Raw genomic sequence first — 23,830 nt, forward strand, 5'->3', positions numbered from 1 at the left:
ACGTTGCAGCAGTCAACGCGGATGATGGTGTTGATCAGGTGAACACCGATGGTGCTGACGCGTCTCTGTTCGCAGAGTTGGGTAATGCGGTGGATTACGCGCTCGAAACTCTGGGTATCACCTTCCGTGAGACGGAAAATGCGAACCTGAATGGCGGCACACTCGCCGGCAGTTCAGAAGCGGATAGCTTCGAAGTAACCGGTACTGCTCTGACCGCCAACGCCATCTCTGTCACCAATGCAGCGTCTGGCATTAATGCAGGCGATGGTGTTGATGTTCTGACGGTTAACGATACTAACTCAACCTTAACTGGCACAGACAATGAACTCGACACTGCTAACTACGCGTTCTCGTCGGTTGAAACGGTAGACCTGGCTGATAATGCACTGACCGGTACGGCGAATGCGGATACCTTCGACGTCACGGGTGCTAACGCACTGACGTCTGCGGATATCGATTTCACTAACGTTGCTTCGGTGGATGCCAACGACGGTGATGACCAGGTCAATACCAATGGCGCGACACTGACGAGTGAAGCAGGCATTGCAGTTGATAATGCTCTGACGACTCAGCAGATTGCATTTACTTCGGTAGAGAATCTGGATCTGGCCAATGGCGCACTGGCAGGCAGTGATGCGGCTGATAGCTTTGAAGTAAACGGCGTTGCTCTGACAGCTAACGCTATCTCTGTAACCAAAGCAGCGTCTGGCATTAATGCAGGCGATGGTGTTGATGTTCTGACGGTTAACGATACTAACTCAACCTTAACTGGCACAGACAATGAACTCGACACTGCTAACTACGCGTTCTCGTCGGTTGAAACGGTAGACCTGGCTGATAATGCACTGACCGGTACGGCGAATGCGGATACCTTCGACGTCACGGGTGTGAATGCGTTGGAGTCTGCAAACATCGACTTCACTAGCGTCGCAGTAGTCAATGCAGGCGATGGTGCTGACCAGGTCAATACCAATGGCGCAACGCTGACGAGTGAAACAGGCACTGCAGTTGATAACGCCCTGACGACTCAGCAGATTGCATTTACTTCGGTAGAGAATCTGGATCTGGCCAATGGCACACTCACAGGCAGTGATGCGGCTGACACCTTCGACGTAACAGGTGTGAATGCGTTGGAGTCTGCAAACATCGACTTCACTAGCGTCGCAGTAGTCAATGCAGATGATGGTGCTGACCTGGTGAACACCGATGGTGCCGATGTGTCTCTGTTCGCAGAGTTGGGTAATGCGGTGGATTACGCGCTCGAAACTCTGGGTATCACCTTCCGTGAGACGGAAAATGCGAACCTGAATGGCGGCACACTCGCCGGCAGTTCAGAAGCGGATAGCTTCGAAGTAACCGGTACTGCTCTGACCGCCAACGCCATCTCTGTCACCAATGCAGCGTCTGGCATTAATGCAGGCGATGGTGTTGATGTTCTGACGGTTAACGATGCGAACTCAACGTTAACTGGTGCAGACAATGCACTGAACACAGCGAATTATCAGTTCACCTCGATTGAGACGGCAGACCTGCAGAGCAATGTGCTGACGGGCACCGCTGGCGCAGATACCTTCGATGTGACTGGTGCTAATGCTCTGACCTCTGCAGATATCGACTTCACTAATGTTGCTACCGTGGATGCTGGCGACGGTAATGATCAAATTAATACAGACGATGCATCGCTCGTAGCAGGTACTAATGAAGCATTGGGCTCAAATAGCATCAGTTTTACGGATATTGAATCTGCGGATCTTAACGATGGGACACTGACCGGTACTGCTAATGCTGATGCATTCGACGTCACGGGTGCTAACGCACTGACGTCTGCAGGCATTAACTTCAGTAGCGTTGCAGCAGTCAATGCCGGCGATGGTGTTGACCAGGTGAATACTGAGGGTGCCGATGCGTCTCTGTTCGCAGTGTTGGATAGTGCTGTTGATTACGCGCTCGAAACTCTGGGCATCATTTTCCGTGAGACAGAAAATGCGGATCTGAATGGCGGCACACTAGCCGGCAGCTCTGAAACGGATAGCTTCGAAGTCACAGGCGCTGCTCTGACCGCTAACGCAATTACTGTTACGAATGCAGCATCAGCAATCGACGCTGGTACTGGTGATGATGCTGTGACGGTTAACGATGCTAACTCAACGTTAACTGGTGTAGACAACGCGCTTAATACGGCAAATTATCAGTTCACCTCTATTGATACTGCTGACCTCACTGATAGCGTTCTGACAGGTACCTCTGGTGCAGATACGTTTGATGTGACTGGCGCTAATGAGCTGACCTCTGCGGATATCAACTTTACTAATGTCACCTCGGTGGATGCCAACGACGGTGATGACCAGGTCAATACCAATGGCGCGACACTGACGAGTGAAGCAGGCATTGCAGTTGATAATGCTCTGACGACTCAGCAGATTGCATTTACTTCGGTAGAGAATCTGGATCTGGCCAATGGCACACTCACAGGCAGTGATGCGGCAGATAGCTTTGAAGTAAACGGCGTTGCTCTGACAGCTAACGCTATCTCTGTAACCAAAGCAGCGTCTGGCATTAATGCTGGTAACGGTGTTGATAGCCTGACTGTTAACGATACTAACTCAACGCTCACTGGCACGGACAATGAGCTCGATACCGCCAACTACGCGTTCTCGTCGGTTGAAACGGTAGACCTGGCTGATAATGCACTGACCGGTACGGCGAATGCGGACACCTTCGATGTTACGGGGGCGAATGCGCTGACGTCTGCAGGCATTAACTTCAGTAACGTTGCAGCAGTCAACGCGGATGATGGTGTTGATCAGGTGAACACCGATGGTGCTGACGCGTCTCTGTTCGCAGAGTTGGGTAATGCGGTGGATTACGCGCTCGAAACTCTGGGTATCACCTTCCGTGAGACGGAAAATGCGAACCTGAATGGCGGCACACTCGCCGGCAGTTCAGAAGCGGATAGCTTCGAAGTAACCGGTACTGCTCTGACCGCCAACGCCATCTCTGTCACCAATGCAGCGTCTGGCATTAATGCAGGCGATGGTGTTGATGTTCTGACGGTTAACGATACTAACTCAACCTTAACTGGCACAGACAATGAACTCGACACTGCTAACTACGCGTTCTCGTCGGTTGAAACGGTAGACCTGGCTGATAATGCACTGACCGGTACGGCGAATGCGGACACCTTCGATGTTACGGGGGCGAATGCGCTGACGTCTGCAGGCATTAACTTCAGTAACGTTGCAGCAGTCAACGCGGATGATGGTGTTGATCAGGTGAACACCGATGGTGCCGATGCGTCTCTGTTCGCAGAGTTGGGTAGTGCAGTGGATTACGCGCTCGAAACTCTGGGCATCACTTTCCGTGAAACAGAAAATGCGAACCTGAATGGCGGCACACTCGCCGGCAGCTCTGAAGCAGATAGTTTCGAAGTCACAGGTACTACTCTGACAGCCAATGCCATCAGCGTGACCAATGCAGCCTCAGCAATCGATGCTGGTACTGGCGATGATGCAGTGACGGTTAATGATGCCAACTCAACGTTAACTGGTGCAGACAATGCACTTGATACTGCGAATTATGAGTTCTCATCCATTGAAGTTGCAGACCTCACTGATAATGCACTGACCGGTACGGCGAATGCAGACACCTTCGACGTCACGGGTGCTAACGCTCTGACATCTGCGGATATCGATTTCACCAATGTTGCGTCAGTGAATGCCAACGGCGGTGATGACCAGGTTAATACGAACGGTGCGACTCTGGTCAGTGATACAGGCGTGGCTGTTGATAACGCCCTGATGACTCAGCAGATTGCATTTACTGCAGTAGAAAATCTCGATCTGGCGAGCGGTGCGCTGGTTGGTAGTGATGCAGCTGACACCTTCGCAGTCACCGGTTCTGCTTTGACAGCCAATGCAATCACTGTAACCAATGCAGCGTCTGGCATTAATGCTGGCGATGGAACTGATGTTCTGACGGTTAACGATACCAATTCAGCATTAACTGGCACGGACAATGAACTCGACACTGCTAACTACGAGTTCTCGTCGGTTGAAACCGTGGATCTTGCTGATAATGCACTGACCGGTACGGCGAATGCAGATAACTTCGACGTCACGGGTGCTAACGCGCTGACTTCGGCTGGTATCAACTTCAGTAATGTTGAAGTGGTCAATGCAGATGACGGTGCTGACCAGGTGAATACCGATGGTGCCGATACGTCTCTGTTCGCAGAGTTGGGTAATGCGGTTGATTACGCCCTCGAAACTCTGGGTATCACCTTCCGTGAAACAGAAAATGCGAACCTGAATGGCGGCACACTCGCCGGCAGCTCTGAAGCAGATAGTTTCGAAGTCACAGGTACTACTCTGACAGCCAATGCCATCAGCGTGACCAATGCAGCCTCAGCAATCGATGCTGGTACTGGCGATGATGCAGTGACGGTTAATGATGCCAACTCAACGTTAACTGGTGCAGACAATGCACTTGATACTGCGAATTATGAGTTCTCATCCATTGAAGTTGCAGACCTCACTGATAATGCACTGACCGGTACGGCGAATGCAGACACCTTCGACGTCACGGGTGCTAACGCTCTGACATCTGCGGATATCGATTTCACCAATGTTGCGTCAGTGAATGCCAACGGCGGTGATGACCAGGTTAATACGAACGGTGCGACTCTGGTCAGTGATACAGGCGTGGCTGTTGATAACGCCCTGATGACTCAGCAGATTGCATTTACTGCAGTAGAAAATCTCGATCTGGCGAGCGGTGCGCTGGTTGGTAGTGATGCAGCTGACACCTTCGCAGTCACCGGTTCTGCTTTGACAGCCAATGCAATCACTGTAACCAGTGCAGCGTCTGGCATTAATGCAGGTAGCGGTGATGACGAAGTCACTGTTAATGATGCCAGTTCAGCACTTACTGGCACTGACAACGCGCTGGACACAGCCGTTTATCAGTTCACCTCGATTGAAAGTGCAGACCTCACCTCTAAGGCTCTGACGGGTACTTCTGGTGTCGATACGTTTGATGTGACTGGGGCTAATGCTCTTACTTCAGCGGATATTGATTTCAGTAATGTTGCCTCTGTCGATGCCGGCAATGGTGATGACAAGGTTAATACGAATGGGGCGACTCTTGTCAGTGACACAGGCGTGGCTGTTGATAACGCCCTGATGACTCAGCAGATTGCATTTACTGCGGTAGAAAATATGGATCTGGCGAACGGTGCACTGGTTGGTAGTAATGCAGCTGACACCTTCGCAGTAACCGGTTCTGCTTTGACAGCCAATGCAATCACTGTAGCCAATGCAGCTTCAGCAATTGACGCAGGTAACGGTGATGACGCAATCACTGTTAACGATACCAACTCAACATTAACTGGCTCGGACAATGAGCTCGATACCGCCAACTACGCGTTCTCGTCGGTTGAAACGGTAGACCTGGCTGATAATGCACTGACCGGTACGGCGAATGCAGACACCTTTGACGTCACGGGTACTAACGCGCTGACCTCTGCAGGAATTAACTTCAGTAACGTTGAAGTCGTCAACGCAGATGACGGTGCTGACCAGGTAAATACCGATGGTGCTGACGCGTCTTTGTTCGCCGAGCTGGGTGATGCCGTTGATTACGCGCTCGAAACTCTGGGCATCACTTTCCGTGAAACAGAAAATGCAGATTTGAATGGCGGCACACTTGCGGGTAGCTCTGAAGCAGACAGCTTCGAAGTAACCGGTTCTGCTCTGACGGCTAATGCTATCAGCGTGACCAATGCAGCCACAGCAATCGATGCTGGTACTGGCGATGATGCAATGACGGTTAATGATGCCAACTCAACGTTGACGGGTGCGGACAATGCACTGAACACAGCGAACTATGAGTTCACATCGATTGAAGTTGCAGACCTGCAAAGCAATGCCCTGACGGGTACCGCTGGTGTCGATACCTTCGACGTGACGGGCGCTAACGCTCTGACATCTGCGGATATCGATTTCACCAACGTTGCGTCAGTAGATGCCAACGACGGTGATGACCAGGTTAATACCAACGGTGCGACTCTGGTCAGTGATACAGGCGTGGCTGTTGATAACGCCCTGACGACTCAGCAGATTGCATTTACTTCGGTAGAAAATCTGGATTTGACGAGCGGTACGCTGACAGGCAGTGATGCAGCCGATAGCTTCGAAGTAACCGGATCTGCTCTGACGGCTAATGCCATCACTGTGACCAGTGCAGCATCTGCTATTAATGCAGGCGACGGTACTGATGTCCTGACTGTTAACGATGCTAATTCGACACTGACGGGTACTGATAACGAGCTCGACACAGCGAACTACCAGTTCACTTCGGTTGAAACGGCTGACCTCGCCGGTAATGCTCTGACGGGTACTGCAGGTGTCGATACATTTGATGTCTCAGCTCCTAATGCTCTGACCTCGGCGGATATCGACTTCACTAACGTTGCCTCAGTCGATGCCGGCAATGGTGATGACCAGGTGAATACCAATGCAGCGACTCTGGTCAGCCAGACCGATGGTGCGGGAACTGTGGCCGTTGATAATGCCCTGACGACTCAACAGATCGCCTTTACCTCGGTAGAGAATCTCGACCTGGCCAACGGTGCTCTTACCGGTAGTGATGCGGCCGACAGCTTCGAAGTGACAGGTGTAACTCTGACTGCGAATGCAATGACGGTGACCAATGCAGCGTCTGCCATTAATGCCGGCGACGGCGATGATGTTCTGATCGTGAATGATGGTAACTCAACACTCACAGGCACGGACAACGAGCTCGAGACTGCGAATTACGAGTTCTCATCGGTTGAAGTTGCAGACCTAGCTGATAACGCTCTGACCGGTACAGCGAATGCCGACACCTTTGATGTGACAGGTACGAATGCGCTGACGTCTGCAGGAATCGACTTCAGTAATGTTGAAGTCGTAAATGCAGATGACGGTGCTGACCAGGTGAATACCGATGGTGCCGATGCGTCTCTGTTTGCAGAGTTTGGAAATGCGGTGGATTATGCACTCGAAACTCTGGGTATCACCTTCCGTGAGACAGAAAATGCAGATCTGAATGGCGGAACGCTCACGGGTAGCTCAGAAGCGGATAGCTTCGAGGTAGCGGCTACTACTCTGACGGCAAATGCTATCAGCGTGACCAATGCAGCCACAGCAATCGATGCTGGTACTGGCGATGATGCAGTGACGATTAATGATGCCAACTCAACGTTGACGGGTGCAGACAATGCACTGAACACGGCAAACTATGAGTTCACCTCGATTGAAGTTGCAGACCTGCAAAGCAATGCGCTGACGGGTACCGCTGGTGCCGATACCTTCGACGTGACTGGCGCTAACGCATTGACGTCAGCAGATATCGACTTCACTAATGTTGCCTCGGTTAATGCGGAAAATGGCGATGACCAGGTCAACACCAATGGTGCGACTCTGACGAGTGAAGCAGGTACCGCGGTTGATAACGCCCTGACGACTCAACAGATCGCATTTACTTCGGTAGAGAACCTCGATCTGGCGAACGGCACGCTGATAGGCAGTGATGCGGCGGATAGCTTCGAAGTGACAGGCACTGCCCTGACTGCTAACGACATCAATGTCACTAACGCTGACTCTGCAATTAGTGCGGGGACCGGTGATGATGCTTTGACGGTTAATGATGCCAACTCAACGTTAACCGGTGCAGATAATGCACTGGATACAGCGAGCTATGAGTTTACGTCTGTCGAAATGGCTGACCTGCAAGGTAATGCTCTGACTGGAACCACAGGGGCCGATACCTTTGATGTGACGGGTAGCAATGCTCTGACCTCCGCCGGTATTGATTTTACCGACCTTGCAGCTGTCGATGCTCTGGGGGGAGATGATCAGGTGAATACCGACGGGGCTACTTTGGTGAGCGACGCAGGTACCGCGAGCGATAACGCATTAGAAACTCAGGGCATCGCATTCACGAATGTGGACTCTGTCGATCTTGCTAATGGTGCTCTTACGGCTACTGATGCAGCAGAGACCTTCAACACCGGTGCAACGTCGGGTCAGGTTGAAGTGAATGATATGACTATTACTTCGGTAGCAACCATTGATGCTGGTGACGGTAATGACTCTCTGGTCGCTGCCAATGATGCTGTGGTTGCCCTGAATGGCACCGAGCTTGGCTTGATCGCATCTGACATCGTCTTCAGCAACCTTGAAGCCGCGGGCTTGTCATCGGGAGCACTGAATGGCACCGCGGCCAACGATGAGTTTGCGTTAGTTGGGGAGAATCAGTTCTTCAGTAACGGCATCCTGTTCAGTGACGTCGCGAATGTAGATGGCGGCACGGGCACCGACAGTATCACCACATCCGCTGCGACCTCGGCGGAGCTGACGGTTACCGATAATGCCCTGGTGGCACAGTCTATCCGTTTCGATGCGATTGAATCCGCCGATCTGTCTGGCGGTACCTTGAATGATGTTGCTGCTCAGACTGAGATTTTCACGCTGGGAGACGAGTCTGCTTCTGTAAGCACTAAAGAAATTCTGTTCACCTCAGTGAGTCAGGTTTCGGCGAATACCGATGATCAGATTCAGGGCTCTACTGGCGATGATACCTTCACGATCCGCAATGATGAGCAGGTTGCAGCTAATGACATCCTGTTCGATGGCCCGCTGACTCTGCTGGGGTCTGACGGCGACGACACCCTGGTTAATGAAATTGACGGTGTACGCTGGCTGATTAATGCGGTTGGCAACGGTATTAACCAGGTGGGCAAATTCACTTTCAGTCAGTTTGAATCCCTGTTTAATAATGTGGGTGCGCTTGATCTGGCGACCTCAATGCAGGCCGACTTTAACGGTGAGAGTGTTTCCTTTGGTGATAACACCATGACGCTGAATTTTGATGGCTCTGAAAATGTAGAGTTACTGTCCACGTACGGTTCGGGTGTTTCTGTTCAGGCAGAGGGTGACCCTATTGCGATTACAGGTTCTGTGACAGCAGACGAACTTCTGATTCTGAGCTACGGTGATATCGAACTTCGCACTGACATTAACCTGATCTCTATTCAGACGCTGAATGGCCAGTCTATTGATGTCACTATGATTCAGAATGGTGACCTCGTGATTCGCAGTATCGATATTGAGGGTGGCACACTGGTGCTGGATAGTCTGGTGGCAGGCACGGGTAGCCTGACCTCTGAAACGATTAACACGACCGATATATCGGCACTGAATGCTTACATCGGTACGGGTGAATCGGGTGTGCAGGGCGCCGGTGAGTGGGCAAGTATCGGTGAAACCAACAACCAGCTTACATTTGAAGTTGCGCTCAGACTCGACCTTGAGGCAATTACGTTCGTAAGTCCGTTCTTCCCGAACGGTGCGCCTGTGGTGTACAACACTGAAGGTACAGAGACAGACTCTCTGATCAGCTCGCAATCACCAGCACTGGTCATTGTTGATGGCGTCGGTGATGTCTCGCAGCTGAACCCAGCGGTCTTCGAAGCACTGTCTCCGTTCATTGCTGATGCTAACGCGGTAGCAGGCTCAAGCGGATACTACGCTAGCAGCGATGTACCTTCGACGCTGGATACTGAATTGCTGGCGTCGCTGTTGGCTTCGTATGAGCCAACAGCCTCGGGCTCACCGGAAGGGTATCAGGTCGGTGATGAGGAAGAAGACGAAGACGCTCAGGCGTCGGGCTCTGGCATCAACACCGATCAGGAAATCCGTATCGCTTATTCGGATACCGGAGAAGTACTGGGTGTGGTTCAGAATTATGTCTTCAAGGCGGGTGACTCGCTGTGGAAACTTTCTGAACGCTTCCTCGGAACCGGTTACGCATGGAACTCAATTATGGAGCAGAACCCAGAGATTGAAAGTCCATCGAGCATCAAGAACGGCACTGTGATCCGGGTTATCAAGTCGGTCAGCGACGAGGTTGCTCAAGCCATTCAGAATGCCCTGGACTCTGGCCTGGGTGTGAAGAAGGGCAACACAGTGACCTTCCCGGTTGATGCAAGATCACAGCTTAATATGTGATCCTGTATCACTTGATTAGTCTGCTGCAGATTGTTTGCGGCAGGCTGATCAGGCAGTAAAAGGCAGGCAATAAAAAGCCCCGCTCTTTATGGAGCGGGGCTTTTTTATTGGAGCTGTATCGTGACTGAAAATGGTTTAAACGATTTCCAGTACACCGTCCATTTCTACGCCAACTGCTTTGGGTAATTCTTTCACGCCAATGGCTGCACGTGCAGGGTAAGGCTGCTCAAAGTATTCAGCCATGATGGCATTAACGGTGGCGAAGTTGCTCAGGTCAGTGAGAAAAATATTCAGCTTGGCGATCTGCTGTAGTGAGCCGCCGGCCGCTTCGCAAACCGCGCTCAGGTTTTTAAACACCTGGTGAATCTGAGCTTCAATACCGCCCTCCACGATTTCCATGGTTTCTGGAACCAGAGCAATCTGACCAGACAGATAGACCGTGCTGCCTACTTTAACGGCCTGAGAGTATGTACCGATGGCTTGAGGTGCTTTGTCGGTAGAAATAATTTCGCGACTCATGGTAATCCTTTGTACAGGTTAGAGTTGGGTTACTGATTAGCTTTAGGATATTTAATACGGACGATTTTCGACACGCCGCGGATCGTTCTGAGGCGGCGTATCGTACGTGCGAGGTGTTTACGGCCCTGAACACTCAGCGATAGGTAAGTAACGCTGAGGCGGGCGTCCTGCTCTTCAACACTGATTTTCTCAATGTTGGCTTCTGCCTGGTTTACTGCCGCGGCAACATCGACAATGATACCCCGGCGGTTTTCCATATAGACTTTAAGATCTACCGTAAATTCGCTGCTGATCTCTTTATCCCAGCTCAGGAATACGCACTTTTCCGGGTTGTCGCGGTACTCTTCGACGTTGCGGCAGTTTTCGGTATGAATAACCAGCCCGCGCCCGGAGCTGACATGCCCCAGAATCGGATCGCCCGGAATAGGGCTGCAGCATTTAGCGAAGCTGACGACCAGGCCTTCGGTGCCTTTAATTGCCAGGCGGGAGTTATCCTGAATCGAATTCAGATCAATATCGGTATCGCGATTGGCAACGAGCAGGCGGCGAGCCATCAGTGGTGCCATGCGGTTGCCTGCACCAATATCTTCAAAGAGATCTTCGAGGGTCTCTTTTTCAGTCTCTTTCAGAACCAGTTCGACATGCGCAGCGTCGATATCTTCCATGGTCTTACCCAGCGCGCTGAGCGCTTTATTGAGCAGGCGCTTACCAAGCTCAACAGATTCAGAACGGCGCTGAGTTTTCAGGTAGTTGCGGATATTCGAGCGGGCTTTACCGGTAACAACAAAGTTAAGCCAAGCCGGATTGGGCTGCGCGTTCGGCGCTGTGACCACCTGAATAGTCTGGCCGTTCTGCAGTCGGGCACTCAAAGGTGCCAGCTGCTTGTCGATACGACAGGCAATACAGTGATTGCCGACATCGGTATGTACCGCATAAGCAAAATCGACCGCGGTAGAGCCTGCGGGCAATTCCATAATTTTGCCTTTCGGCGTGAACACATAAATCTCTTCGGGGAAGAGGTCGACTTTAACGTGTTCAACAAATTCGATTGGCGAACCTGCATTTTTTTGCAGTTCGAGAAGGCTCTGAACCCACTGGCGTGCACGCTGTGTGCCGCTGGTCTGATCGCTTTCACTCTTATAGAGCCAGTGCGCCGCAATACCATGGTTGGCCATGGCCTCCATATCTTCGGTGCGGATCTGGATCTCGATGGGCACGCCGTTCTGACCGATCAGTGTGGTATGCAGTGACTGATAACCGTTGGTCTTCGGAATGGCGATGTAATCTTTAAACCGCCCTGGCACAGGCTTATAAAGACCGTGCATGGCACCAAGAATGCGATAACAGTCGTCGACTGAATCGGTGACGATACGGAATCCGTAGACATCCATGATGTCGCTGAGTGATTTCCGCTGGTCGCGCATCTTGCTGTAGATGCTGTACAGATGCTTCTCGCGGCCAAAAACTCGCGCAGACACACCACACTCGCTGAGACGGTTACGAATGCTGGCGGTAATATTCTCTACCACCTCAACGCGATGACCGCGAGCGGCCTTCACCGCTTTGCGGATCATCTCTGAACGCATGGGGTAAATGGCTTCGAAACACAGCTCTTCCATCTCAACCCGTACACTGTTCAGACCAAGGCGGTTGGCGATTGGGGAGTAGATATCGAGTGTTTCGCGGGCAATGCGGCGGCGCTTCTCAGGCTTGAGAGATCCCAGTGTCCGAAGGTTGTGCAGTCGGTCGGCGAGTTTAACCAGAATAACGCGGATGTCTTTGGCCATCGCCATCGCCATCTTCTGGAAGTTTTCAGCCTGTTGTTCTTCTTTGCTTTCGAAGTGAATGTGCGTGAGTTTAGACACACCATCCACAAGGTCCGTGACCACGTCCCCGAACTGAGCAGCGAGCGCCGCTTTGGGTACGCCGGTATCTTCAATAACGTCGTGCAGCATCGCAGCCATCAGACTCTGATGGTCGAGGTGCATCTCAGTAAGAATATTGGCGACTGCCAGAGGATGAACAATGTAGGGCTCGCCGCTGCGGCGGCGTTGCCCTTCATGTGCCTGTTCCGCGTAAAAGTAGGCACGACATACCTGTTTGATCTGACTATGGCTCAGATACTGGGTAAGTCGCTCAGATAACGCATCAATCGTAGGCACTATATGCTCTGTAAGAAAGGTCTATCAGAATTCCTGATGACGGGTCTGTGCTTCAAACTCAGCGTTTGCACGAGCCGCTTCTTCCTGTGCTGCCATAGTTGCAGGAGTCACGAGGTCGTCAGCAATTTCACGCAGAGCCAGTACAGTAGGCTTGTCGTTTTCTTCGGCAACCATAGGTTCCGCGCCATCAACTTGCATCTGGCGGGCGCGCTTGGCAGCCAGCATGACGAGTTCAAAGCGGTTATCAACGTTTGTCAGGCAATCTTCAACGGTTACGCGAGCCATGGTTTTTCCTGTAAGCGAATTAAATTCAGTGGAACCTTCTATTGTATTCGATTCCAGCGATAAAGGAAGAGGTCAGACAAAAATCTCAGTCATTACCCAGCAGATCTTTGAGAGTCTGGGCATGTCTGGCCTGCTGTGCCTCGAGGCGGTGACGGCGCGCGATGATGATGGCGCGCAGTTCCTCAAGGGTGTTGTTGAAATCATCATTGATGATCAGATAGTCATATTCGCCGTAATGGCTCATCTCGCTGCGGGCATCGCGCATACGGCGCTGAATGGTCTCGTCGCTGTCCTGGCCACGATTCTGCAGACGTTGCTCCAGTGCCTCAATCGAGGGCGGGGCAATAAACACTGAGATCGCCTCTGGCATCAGACGGCGCACCTGCTCGGCACCCTGCCAGTCAATCTCCAGAATGACGTCACGGCCCGCTTCAAGCTCTGACTCGACCCAGCGCTGAGACGTACCGTAGTAGTTGTCGAATACCTGAGCGTGCTCAAGGAAGGCGCTCTCACCGATCAGTTGCTGAAAATCTTCTTTACTGACGAAGTGATAGTCTTTGCCATCGACCTCTCCCGGACGTGGAGCGCGAGTAGTGTGCGACACAGAGACGCCTATATATCCCGTACTGTCGAGCAGGGCCTTTACCAGGCTGGTTTTACCTGCGCCCGAAGGGGCGGAGAAGATAAACAGGGTTCCGGTAAATGATTTAGCCATGCTGATCCAGTCGTTTAAGTGTTTGGCCTGACAGTATACCTCAGGCTGTCCATGCGTACATGCCGGAAGCCTTGCCGAGAATCTTAGTCGCAATATGCTCGTCAGCAGGGCGACCGGCAATGCCGTAGCAGACATGCAGGGGCAGCAAATGCTCTTCGCGTGGATGGCAATAGCGGGCACTCGGTGCCTCAGCCCAATGCTGAAGGCGTTGCCGCCTGTCGTCTTCTGTCAGCGTTGTGCTCATGCAGGTTTCTTCCAGCCATCCCTGAAATGCCGCATTTGCAGCGTGCATATCGTTGCTCTCGGGTATAAAAAAGGCGCGCATATTATGGAAAGAAAAGCCGGAACCTATGATGAGCAGATCATCGTAATCCAGCCCTTGCAATGCTTCACCGATACGCAGGTGTTCATCCGGGTCGAGACCTTTCACCAGTGATAATTGTATGGCTGGAATATCGGCCTCCGGATACATCAGCATCAGCGGAATATACAGGCCGTGGTCGTAAGGGCGGTCCGGGCTGCTTTCCGCATGAATACCAGCATTTTGCAGGGCAGAAACTACCTTTTCTGCCAGAGCAGGTTCCCCCGGAGACGGGTATTGAAGTTGGTAAGCTTCATCCGGAAAACCACCATAGTCATACATCATGCCCGGCTGACTGGCTGAGGTCACCGTAGGGCGACTGGCTTCCCAGTGCGCACTGATTACCAGGATCGCTTTTGGCCGAGGTAGCTCTCTCGCCAGCTGTTTTAAATTGCTTACCATTTCCGCATGGCCGGGGTCACCAAGAACGGGCAGAGGGCCGCCGCCGTGGGAAATAAAAATGGTATTTACAGTACTCATAACACCTCTTTTCTCAGATCGGGATTAAGCTGGCCTTTAATTTTGTTCAGGCGAACGAGGCCTGAGTTTTCTGTTGGCGCAGCTTTTCAGAAATCAGCTGGTCAACTGACAGGCTGCCCGCACCCTGAACCACCAGAGCAATACTGATGACGAAGAGTGTCAGAGCATATTCGTAACCGTTGTTTGCCATAAAGAGTCCGTTACTGATATGCACGCTGAAGATGGCAATCAGCATAGTAAAAGTGGTCAGCAGTGCCGCAGGGCGTGTCAGTACACCCAGTACCAGAGCGAGGCCGCCGAAGAACTCTGCGCTACCGGCAAGGAGTGCCATGAGTACGCCAGGTTCAAGACCAATACTGGCCATCCACTGACCGGTGCCTTCCAGTCCGTAGCCACCAAACCAACCGAACAGCTTTTGTGAGCCGTGCGCTGCCAGAATAAGGCCAACCGGGATACGCAGGATAAAAGGAGCGAAGCCGGCATTGGATTCGAAGATTTTCTGAATGTTCATAGTATGCCCCCCTATGGAGTTCTGCTTAAGTGATGTGTGTACTTTACTGCTCGCTTCCATGTTGATTAATGGGGTTTTTGTTGTCTCATTATCAATGTTTCGTTGATAATCGTTGGCCTGCTTTATCTGTGTCGGAGAGGTCGGGATCGCATATGGATCGAATAGAGGCGATGCGCACGCTGGTCAGCGTGGTGCATGAGGGTAGCTTTACCCGGGCCGCGGAGCGTCTGGCGATGTCGCCGCAGCTGGTCAGTAAATACGTTGCGCAATTGGAGGAGCACCTTGGCGTGCGGCTTCTTAACCGCACCACGCGGCGCATTCACCTGACCGAGGCGGGAGAACGCTACGTCCAGCAGGCCCAGCAGATTCTGTCGGACATTGACGATATGGAGAGTCAGGCTGGTGACCTTCAGGCTCAGGCACGGGGCCTGCTGAGAATTGCAGCCCCCGTGTCGTTCGCGAGCCTGCATCTTGCCGAGCCGCTGGTGTTGTTCCAACGGGAGAACCCGGAAGTGGGTATCGATCTTCAGTTAAACGACCGCAAGGTGGACATCATCGACGAAGGCTTCGATGTCGCCTTGCGCATCGGGCAACTGAAAGACTCCTCGCTGGTGGCCCGAAAGCTCACAGAGATCCGTCTGGCGTACTGCGCATCACCTGAGTATCTGAAAAAATATGGCGAGCCGACATCGGTAGCAGAGTTGCCCCAGCATCGTTTTCTTCATTACAGCTACATGGAAGATGAGCAGTTGCGCCAGGCTGGGATTCAACGTGGCAATCAGTTCAGCTGCAATAACGGCGAAGTTCTGAATAATGCCGCAATTGCGGGTGCGGGCATTGTGATGCAGCCGACTTTTATCTCAGGGGCTGCACTGGCTGATGGACGTCTGGTGGAAATACTCAAACAAGAAGCGCCGGAGCCCATTGCCCTGTACGCTGTGTATGCACACCGCACGTTACTATCCAGTAAAGTGCGGGCATTTATCGACTCCCTGAGTGATTACTTTTCGGGGGTGCCATCGTGGGATACCAATTAATAGTGGGATAACTCGCGAAAAGCACTTAAATCCCGACAGTAATTACTCAATATTCTGTACTTGTTCACGCATCTGCTCGATCAGCACTTTAAGGTCAACTGCAATACGTGTCAGTTCGGTGCGCATTGCCTTAGATGAAAGTGTATTTGCTTCGCGATTTAACTCCTGCATCATAAAATCCAGACGCCGGCCAATGGGCTCTTCTCGTTGCAGAATATTGAGAACTTCATCGATATGGGTGCGCAGCCGATCGGTTTCTTCTGCAATATCAGCTTTTTGTGCGAGTAACACCATTTCCTGTTCGAGGCGTTCAGTATCCGGGGTTTCGATCAACTCACTGAGTTTATTCAACAGGTGAGTGCGCTGAGCGGCAAGGGCTTCAGGTATAATTTTATCCGCTTGCTCAGAAAGATTACGTGCTTCGTCACAGCGTTGCTGTATCAGTTCTTTGAGGGAATCACCTTCACGCTTACGTGCAATAATTAACGACTCGAGACATTCGTTGAATGAACCTAACGCGCTTTTCTGAAGCGCTTTGAGATCGGTTGTTGTGCTTTCTAATACCCCCGGCCATTGCAGAATTTTCAGCGCATCCAGCGCATTTCCCGGGCCGATCACTTCATGAACTTTATCCGCTGCATCATTCAGTGAAGCAACGAGGTCCTGATTAACCTGTAAGTTCTGCTGTTTCTGGGATGGCTGAAAGCGCAGGAATACTTCAACTTTACCGCGGTTTAATCTGGACTTAATGCACTCGCGAAGAGCTGGCTCCATATCGCGAAACTCATCAGGCAGGCGAAAATGAAGCTCCAGATAGCGACTGTTTACTGAGCGAATTTCCCAGGTGATCCGGCCAGAATCTGTGTCTACGTTACTTCTGGAAAACGCTGTCATGCTAAGGGCCATAAAAACCTCGATACGGATGGTCAGGCCGTTAGTTTAGTAGTTCACTGCCAAATACACGAGGGGATGGTGCCTGGTCTACTCGAGTAAACAAAACTAAAGCGTGCAAAACGAAAGCACATAAAAAAGGGGGCCGAAGCCCCCGAGTGTGGAGTGGGGCTTCCTTGGCCCCGAGGTGCTGGGCTTCGCCCAATTCAGTCTGTGCACAACAGACGAATATTGCATAAGCCGTCAAATAATGGCTCAAGACCTGCGTCTGAAAGTGCATCAATAAGTTCACCGCCCACCTGTAATAATCCGAGATCGAGATTCGGATCGGTCAGTGCGCCAGCTTTCAGCAAATCCTCTGAGATCACAGTCAGAGTGAGCAATTTACCTGCTTCAACCGTAGCCAGTGACGTCTTGAGAACTTCAACATCAACTAACCGGGTAATATCCTCCTGGTTGGTCAGTGAACCCAGAACAGGTAGCTGACCGATTTGATTCAGCAGGTCAACGAGCGGCTCTTCGAGTGCTTCTGGCAGAGGCAGGCCACTGTCATCCAGAACCTGAATATCGACCAGTCCACCTTCGCTGAAGACAAGCTCACCAACCGTCAGGAAGGACTGAGCCAGCGCCGCTGGGTCGCCGTTAGCCAGTGCGTCGGCAAATGCTTGCTGAACGCCTTCGCTGAAGCTACCGAAGCCTATGTTTACTGACAGAGTACATGCGGCTTCTGTACCTGTAGCGTTGCCCTTTGGATCACAAACAGCGATCAGTACTGAGCTGAACTCAGTCAGTCTTTCCGGGGTCAGTTCGCCATCTACTAACAGTGGGAAGATCTCCAGAATAACGAGGTCGTAGTCACCCGAATTAAAGGCTTCGAGCAGATCGAAATTCTGAGGGTCATCTGCAAACTGGGTAAGCAGATCCTGTAGCTGCGCCAATATCGACGAGTCGAGGAGATCCGCAAAGTTGTCGAGGTCGCCAAGATCTTCTTCAGACAGACCAGTCAGGGCGAGCAGTTCCTCTGAGCCTGCAGCAATCAATGCAGCCAGGGTTAATGGCAGCTCGAACAGAGCCTGAGGATCGGTTGGCACACCGCTGTCTCCCCCTTCATTGCCGCCCTCATCACCGGGCTCTTCTGTACCATTTTCAACAATAGTAAGAAGGTTTCCGGCAAGATCTTCGAGTGCAGCTTGCAGGTCACCTAATGGATTGTCGCCAGATCCACCACCGAGTATTCCTTCAATGACTGCAGTCAGGCTCTCTGTACGGAAGATATTTGTGCTGACTGCTGCGAGTGGATTACCACTGAGGTCTTCAATATTGGTATTAATTTCCAACAGGTAAAAGCTTTCACCATTCAGCGGTTCACTCGGGGTAAATAGCACCCGGCTCCCATCGAATGAGAAATCACCTTCAATTTTGCCGCTACCTGGAATTGGCGAACCTTCACTGTCGACAGGGATAACATAAATGCTGTCGAAGTTTACGGTGCTACTGTCGAGCGGCTCTGAGAAATCAATAACCAGAGTAATATCGACAGGTAATAATCCCATTAAATCTGGTGTTGAAACCAATATTTCAGGGGCCGTTGTATCCTCATCTTCCTGCCCACCGGTAGTGAAGTCAGAGGATGCATCTGTCCCTAGCGCGATATTTTCGCTGCAGGCAGCCGAAATACCCGCGCCGATATTAACAGTGTAAAGAGTGTCCTCTTCCAGGCCGCTGACAGGATTGATGAGCAGCGCATTGCCGTTCACAGACAGGCTGGCATCAATTGAGCCTGCGGTACCACCTGAGAGGAAAGCAGACGTTGCATCAACAGAGTCTTCATCCAGATCCGTGTTAAAGGTCACCCGGACACTCGTTGCTATAGAAACATTTTCAGCAGCATTGGCCGGAATGAATTCTGTAACCTCGAACTGGCTCTCCCCTGAGCACACAGGGTCGACGGTGCCAGGTGCGCCGTTGTCATCACCGTTACCTACGGCTCCGTCGGTCTGGTCTGAACCCACCGGATCGGTAATGGCGGAGTCGTTACTTCCCAGTCGGCCTTCTGAATCTGAACCGTTGCCGCCACACGCGGTCAGGACGACTGCAGCCAGCAAGGTTAGTGAGGTTTTAAAATCAGGCTTTTTCATAAGTATCTCCGGTTTTATTCAGGCTGGCGCAGAACCAGTTCCACTCGGCGGTTCTCAGCGCGCCCTTCGGGCGTGTCGTTAGTGGCGACGGGTGCAGTTTCGCCCATACCCTGAGAGTTAATTCGGGTTAACGAGATGTCGTATTCCGCTGACAGTACTTTTCCGACAGCACTGGCGCGGGCATCTGAAAGTTGCATGTTGTAGCTTGCTGAACCGCGGCTGTCCGTATGGCCGAACACCTGGAGTTCTGTTGAAGGGTATTCCTTCATCAAGCGCGCAATATTCTCAAGTTCTTTGACGGATTCCTGTGGCACGGCAGAGCTATTGCTCGGGAAGGCGATATAAAGATTTTCCCGCACTTCTATAGTCAGTTTCTCTGCGCAGCCCTGAGCGTCTACTTTTGCTCCTTGCGGTGTATCTGGGCAGGCATCATCTTTGTCGAGGACGCCATCCATATCAGAATCTTTTTCTTCACATCCAGTCGCATCAACGACAGCACCTGCTGGTGTATTCGGGCATTGGTCATCGCCGTCGACGACGCCATCATTGTCACTGTCGAGAACTACTGGCTCCATCGGTTTGGGGTAGCTGCGACCGAAAAGAACTGATATGCCAACAAACGGCTGGAAGTCGAGATACGTATCCTGAAGTTCACCAATTGCACGTATGCCTGCCTCCGCAATAAAGCGTTGATCGAATACCAGTTTCTGCAAGCCAGCTTCAGCGAAGAGGGCGTTTTCGCTGACTTCGTTGCTGCCAATTAAGGTATTCGATGCGATGTCGTAATTACTGTATTTATAGCCGCCGCCAGCGAATGCCCGCCAATCACCATAATGAAACGCAGTCGGGTGAACCCTGAGGCCGACGGAGTAAGATTCCACATCAATGTCAGCATCTGATTCGGTGGTTTCGCTCTCTGCCATAGCTGCCTGGGCATACAGGCTCAGTAGAGAGTTGTACTGGTGTGCGAGGTTGATTCCGTAGCCGTGGAAATCCGTGATGTTATCGTCGGTATCCTCAGTACGACCCTCAGCGATGAGGGTGTAGTTGTACTCGAGGCCCAGGCTGCTGTAGCTCTCTGGCCATTCATGTTCGTGGTCATCCGCTATTGCCATTGAGGGCACCAGAATGATGGCGCAAATAAGTGCTGTTTTTTGTATATCCATAGTCAGAACTCAAATTGTTCATAAGTTGCGTGCTGTCGATGGCATAGAAAACTCAGATATGGCGATGTCGACGTTTCACGTTGTTTGTAACACTCCTGCTGAAGGAGATGTCCTGAGTGGAATATATCGTTGCGAACTATGGCGATATGTTTGTTTGTGTTATCGAAGGTGAGAGATTGTTATTTAAAAATTGAGAGATTTATTAGTAGTTGCTGAATTCATTGCACTAATTACAGTTACATTTGGAAACATAAATACATAGCGAAACAAAATAAAACATATTGTTACTCCATGCAGATGTTTAAGGTGTGTTTTGTAGTCAGCTGGCTCTGTAGGAAAAACGTTTTTTCAATTTCACAACACTGAATAACTGAATGGATTCTCTGTATACTGCGCGCTGTGACAGAAGCCACAGATACACAAGCTATAAATACAGAGGACAAACTATGAGACCAAGCGGCCGCGCACTGGATCAGTTAAGAGAAGTACGCATCACCCGGAACTACACTAAGCATGCCGAGGGCTCCGTGCTGGTGGAGTTTGGCGACACCAAAGTCATCTGTACTGCCAGTGCGGAAACCAAAGTACCACCTTTCCTGCGTGGTCAGGGCCAGGGTTGGGTCACCGCTGAATACGGTATGCTGCCACGCTCTACCGGTTCGCGCATGATCCGTGAAGCCGCCAAAGGTAAGCAGCAGGGGCGTACTGTTGAGATTTCCCGCCTGATTGGCCGTAGCCTGCGCGCAGCAGTCGACCTTGAAGCTCTGGGTGAAAACACCATCACTATCGACTGTGATGTGATTCAGGCGGATGGCGGTACCCGCACTGCATCGATCACGGGCGCCTGTGTTGCTCTTGCCGATGCCATTAACTGGCTGAAAGAAAACGGCAAGGTAAAAGGTGAGCCGCTGAAGCAGATGATCGCTGCCGTATCGGTTGGTATCTATAACGGTGAGGCCGTGTTAGATCTGGATTACGCCGAAGACTCAACGGCTGAAACGGACCTGAACGTCGTCATGACCGAGAAAGGCGGTTACGTAGAGATTCAGGGCACTGCGGAAGGGGAAGCTTTCTCTGCGGAAGAGCTGAATGCCATGCTGGCACATGCTCAGAAGGCTATCGGTGAATTGTCCGAGCTACAGAAGGCGGCTCTGTCATCCTGATATGAAAAAGGCCAGCAGATCCGCTGGCCTTTTCACTATCGCTCAAACGATCACTCTGCGCCTGAGAATCAGAGCGCTCATATTTCTTCGTCAAACTCGTATTCGATCATCACAGCAGCATGTTTACCAAACTGAGGTGCTTTCTCGACGCGGGCTTCAACGACATACTGGCGCACTCCGGGCGTGCAGATCTGATAGTCGATACGCCAGCCACTCTGATCGCGCCGCTGACTTTCTTCATCTGGCCACCAGGTAAACTGGTTTTCACCAAAGTTCGCTTCGCGGAAAGCATCCGTGAACTCGACCGGCCCGAATATCTGATCAAACCACGCACGCTCTTCGGGCATAAATCCCGGGGTATCCTGAGCGTTTTTCCAGTCCTGAATGTCGACGGTTTTATGAGCCGCTTCGAAATTGCCACAGAAAATAAACTCGCGGCGTTTGCGTCGGGTCTTCTGCAGGTGCTCAAGAAACACCTGCTGGAACTCAAGCTTATCTTCGAGCGAGTTGTGCTCATCAATCGTTGGGAACAGAACCGAGGCCACACTGACGTGATCGAAGTCAGCCTGAATGAAACGGCCCTGCATATCCCACTTGGCGTGGGATAACCCTGTCATAATGGCCTTAGGAACATCGCGGGTAAGAATTGCGACACCACTGTAGTGGTCTTCAGCAGCATCGAAAAAGTACGCGTTGAATCCTTCCGGGTAGAGCACGTCATCAGACAGCTGATACTCTTTTGCCTTGAGGTTCTGTATGGCAACGACGTCAACATCGGCACTGCTCAGCCACTGATACAGACCGTTTTTTACTGCCTGTTCCAGCCCGTCAACGTGTAGTGTGATTATCCTCATACATGGTTCCCGGTTATCGATGGGTGTATCATACCGCATCCAATTAGGCCGCTGCACTCTTCTGTGGCACCAATATGGCTACGGGTCTTGCGAAAACAGGAGATAACCCGGTTGGATCGCCTGTTCTTCTTAATTTTCATTGCTGGCCCACGACGACAATTCAGGATTCCTTATGCAAACCTATCAGAAAGAGTTTATCGAATTTGCTATCCAGCAGGGTGTACTACGTTTTGGTGAGTTCACTCTTAAATCCGGACGCATCAGTCCTTACTTCTTTAATGCCGGTTTGTTTAACACGGGTTCTGCTCTTGCTCGCCTGGGTCGTTTTTATGCGGCAGCGTTAGAAGACTCCGGTATTGAGTACGACGTTGTCTTTGGCCCTGCATACAAGGGTATCCCTTTGTCTGCTGCGTTATCCATCGCGCTTGCAGATCAATACCAGAAAGACCTTCCGTATGTCTTTAACCGCAAAGAGGCTAAGACGCATGGTGAGGGTGGAAATCTGGTGGGTGCTCCGCTTGAAGGCCGTGTTCTGATTGTAGACGACGTTATCACCGCTGGCACGGCGATCCGTGAAGTGATGACAATGATCAACGCGGCTGAAGGTGCGACGCCAGCCGCAGCGTTGATAGCTCTTGACCGTCAGGAGCGCGGTCAGGGCGAATTATCTGCCATTCAAGAGGTAGAACGTGACTTCGGTATCACTGTTGCCAGTATCGTAGGCCTGAATCAGGTGCTAGATTATGTCTCTGGAAATCCTGAGCTGGCGCAATACGCAGATGCGATTGCTGCATATCGGGATCAATACGGCGTTAAGTAATCCGGGAGATCTATGTTCAGGCGGCTGTTGGTTGGTGCTACGTTAAGCGCATTAGCATGCGCATCCCTGGCGGCAGGCAATGTTTATCGGTTCAATGTTGATGGGCAGGTCGTGATTAAAGACTCGGTGCCGGCAGATCTGGCACCTCTGGGCTACGATGTTCTGAACTCCCGAGGGATGCTGGTCAAGCGCGTGCCGCGTGAGCTTACATCAGAAGAGATTGCTGAACGGGATCGCCTGAAAGCCGAGCAGGAAGCCCGGAATGTCCGTATCGAGCAGCGTAAGCAAAAAGATAAAGACCTGATGCGTATCTACTCGACGGTTGCCGATGTTGACCGGGCATTGCAGAGAAAGTCGGACGAAGTCATTACTCAAAAAGACCTGCAGGCCCGCCGCATCACCGACCTTACCGAGAAGTTGGAACAGGCGCAGCAGGCTGCTGCGAATACAGAACGACGGGGAGCTGCGGTGCCTGAGTCGCTGGTGGACGAGATTCGCCACTATCAAAGCGCCATTCAGGGAGCTGAGGTTGCCATTCGGGAGCTGGAAGAAAAATTAGAAACGCTGAACCACGATTATGGAGTGATTCGTCAGCGGTTAAGAGTGTTGTCTGTATACCCTGAGGGTACGTTACCTGAAGACGTCGACAACAGTCGCTTACCGGCTCTCAATCCGTGAG

At 51.6% G+C, this 23,830-nt stretch carries 15 protein-coding genes; 5 read left to right on the forward strand and 10 right to left on the reverse strand.

The annotated features are described in order from the left end of the window. Window positions 1-38: 38 nt before the first annotated feature. Window positions 39-10,049 (forward strand): LysM peptidoglycan-binding domain-containing protein, encoded by a 10,011-nt coding sequence (locus tag AC5E51_RS08105; RefSeq protein ID WP_491778407.1) that lies wholly within the window; start codon window positions 39-41, stop codon window positions 10,047-10,049. A 135-nt stretch (window positions 10,050-10,184) separates the two neighbouring features. Here AC5E51_RS08105 and AC5E51_RS08110 read toward each other — a convergent pair whose 3' ends face one another. The 6 genes from AC5E51_RS08110 to AC5E51_RS08135 all read right to left on the reverse strand — a co-directional run bounded on the left by AC5E51_RS08110 (window position 10,185) and on the right by AC5E51_RS08135 (window position 15,082). Next, window positions 10,185-10,568, reverse strand: a complete 384-nt coding sequence (locus AC5E51_RS08110) for a RidA family protein (RefSeq protein ID WP_068436673.1) — start codon at window positions 10,566-10,568, stop codon at window positions 10,185-10,187. A 29-nt stretch (window positions 10,569-10,597) separates the two neighbouring features. Continuing rightward, window positions 10,598-12,730 carry a bifunctional GTP diphosphokinase/guanosine-3',5'-bis pyrophosphate 3'-pyrophosphohydrolase gene (gene spoT, locus AC5E51_RS08115; RefSeq protein WP_068436675.1) on the reverse strand — a complete coding sequence of 711 codons (2,133 nt, stop codon included), beginning with the start codon at window positions 12,728-12,730 and terminating at the stop codon, window positions 10,598-10,600. A gap of 24 nt (window positions 12,731-12,754) precedes the next feature. Beyond that, on the reverse strand, window positions 12,755-13,015 hold the full coding sequence (gene rpoZ / locus AC5E51_RS08120) for a DNA-directed RNA polymerase subunit omega (RefSeq protein ID WP_068436292.1): 261 nt from the start codon (window positions 13,013-13,015) through the stop codon (window positions 12,755-12,757). A gap of 85 nt (window positions 13,016-13,100) precedes the next feature. After that, window positions 13,101-13,730: a guanylate kinase gene (gmk, locus tag AC5E51_RS08125; protein ID WP_068436678.1), complete on the reverse strand. Its 630-nt coding sequence runs from the start codon at window positions 13,728-13,730 to the stop codon at window positions 13,101-13,103. Between the two features lie 40 nt (window positions 13,731-13,770). Next, window positions 13,771-14,571 carry a DODA-type extradiol aromatic ring-opening family dioxygenase gene (locus AC5E51_RS08130; protein WP_068436679.1) on the reverse strand — a complete coding sequence of 267 codons (801 nt, stop codon included), beginning with the start codon at window positions 14,569-14,571 and terminating at the stop codon, window positions 13,771-13,773. A 46-nt stretch (window positions 14,572-14,617) separates the two neighbouring features. Further along, the gene (locus AC5E51_RS08135; protein ID WP_068439749.1) at window positions 14,618-15,082 is read right to left on the reverse strand and encodes a DoxX family protein; all 465 of its coding nucleotides are present in this window, start codon (window positions 15,080-15,082) and stop codon (window positions 14,618-14,620) included. A 152-nt stretch (window positions 15,083-15,234) separates the two neighbouring features. On the opposite strand from AC5E51_RS08135, the gene AC5E51_RS08140 reads away from it, so the two are divergent. Beyond that, entirely contained in the window at window positions 15,235-16,119 is an 885-nt protein-coding gene (locus AC5E51_RS08140; RefSeq protein ID WP_297531651.1) for a LysR family transcriptional regulator, read from the forward strand. A gap of 42 nt (window positions 16,120-16,161) precedes the next feature. Here AC5E51_RS08140 and AC5E51_RS08145 read toward each other — a convergent pair whose 3' ends face one another. The 3 genes from AC5E51_RS08145 to AC5E51_RS08155 all read right to left on the reverse strand — a co-directional run bounded on the left by AC5E51_RS08145 (window position 16,162) and on the right by AC5E51_RS08155 (window position 20,314). Beyond that, complete coding sequence (locus AC5E51_RS08145) at window positions 16,162-17,013, reverse strand: YicC/YloC family endoribonuclease (protein ID WP_297531653.1); 852 nt, start codon at window positions 17,011-17,013, stop codon at window positions 16,162-16,164. Between the two features lie 203 nt (window positions 17,014-17,216). After that, complete coding sequence (locus AC5E51_RS08150) at window positions 17,217-19,148, reverse strand: Ig-like domain-containing domain (protein WP_297531655.1); 1,932 nt, start codon at window positions 19,146-19,148, stop codon at window positions 17,217-17,219. A gap of 14 nt (window positions 19,149-19,162) precedes the next feature. Beyond that, the gene (locus tag AC5E51_RS08155) at window positions 19,163-20,314 is read right to left on the reverse strand and encodes an OmpA family protein (protein WP_297531657.1); all 1,152 of its coding nucleotides are present in this window, start codon (window positions 20,312-20,314) and stop codon (window positions 19,163-19,165) included. 446 nt (window positions 20,315-20,760) lie between these two features. On the opposite strand from AC5E51_RS08155, the gene rph reads away from it, so the two are divergent. Next, entirely contained in the window at window positions 20,761-21,477 is a 717-nt protein-coding gene (gene rph, locus AC5E51_RS08160; protein WP_297531659.1) for a ribonuclease PH, read from the forward strand. Between the two features lie 77 nt (window positions 21,478-21,554). Here the strand turns inward: rph and AC5E51_RS08165 are convergent, their stop codons facing one another. After that, a complete protein-coding gene (locus tag AC5E51_RS08165) occupies window positions 21,555-22,331 on the reverse strand; it encodes an exodeoxyribonuclease III (RefSeq protein ID WP_488074670.1) in 777 nt (258 codons plus the stop codon). 172 nt (window positions 22,332-22,503) lie between these two features. On the opposite strand from AC5E51_RS08165, the gene pyrE reads away from it, so the two are divergent. After that, on the forward strand, window positions 22,504-23,151 hold the full coding sequence (pyrE, locus tag AC5E51_RS08170) for an orotate phosphoribosyltransferase (RefSeq protein ID WP_273092104.1): 648 nt from the start codon (window positions 22,504-22,506) through the stop codon (window positions 23,149-23,151). Window positions 23,152-23,163: 12 nt separating this feature from the next. After that, window positions 23,164-23,829 (forward strand): hypothetical protein, encoded by a 666-nt coding sequence (locus AC5E51_RS08175; protein WP_491778408.1) that lies wholly within the window; start codon window positions 23,164-23,166, stop codon window positions 23,827-23,829. Window position 23,830: the final 1 nt, after the last annotated feature.

It is taken from the genome of Thalassolituus sp. (genome assembly GCF_984348125.1).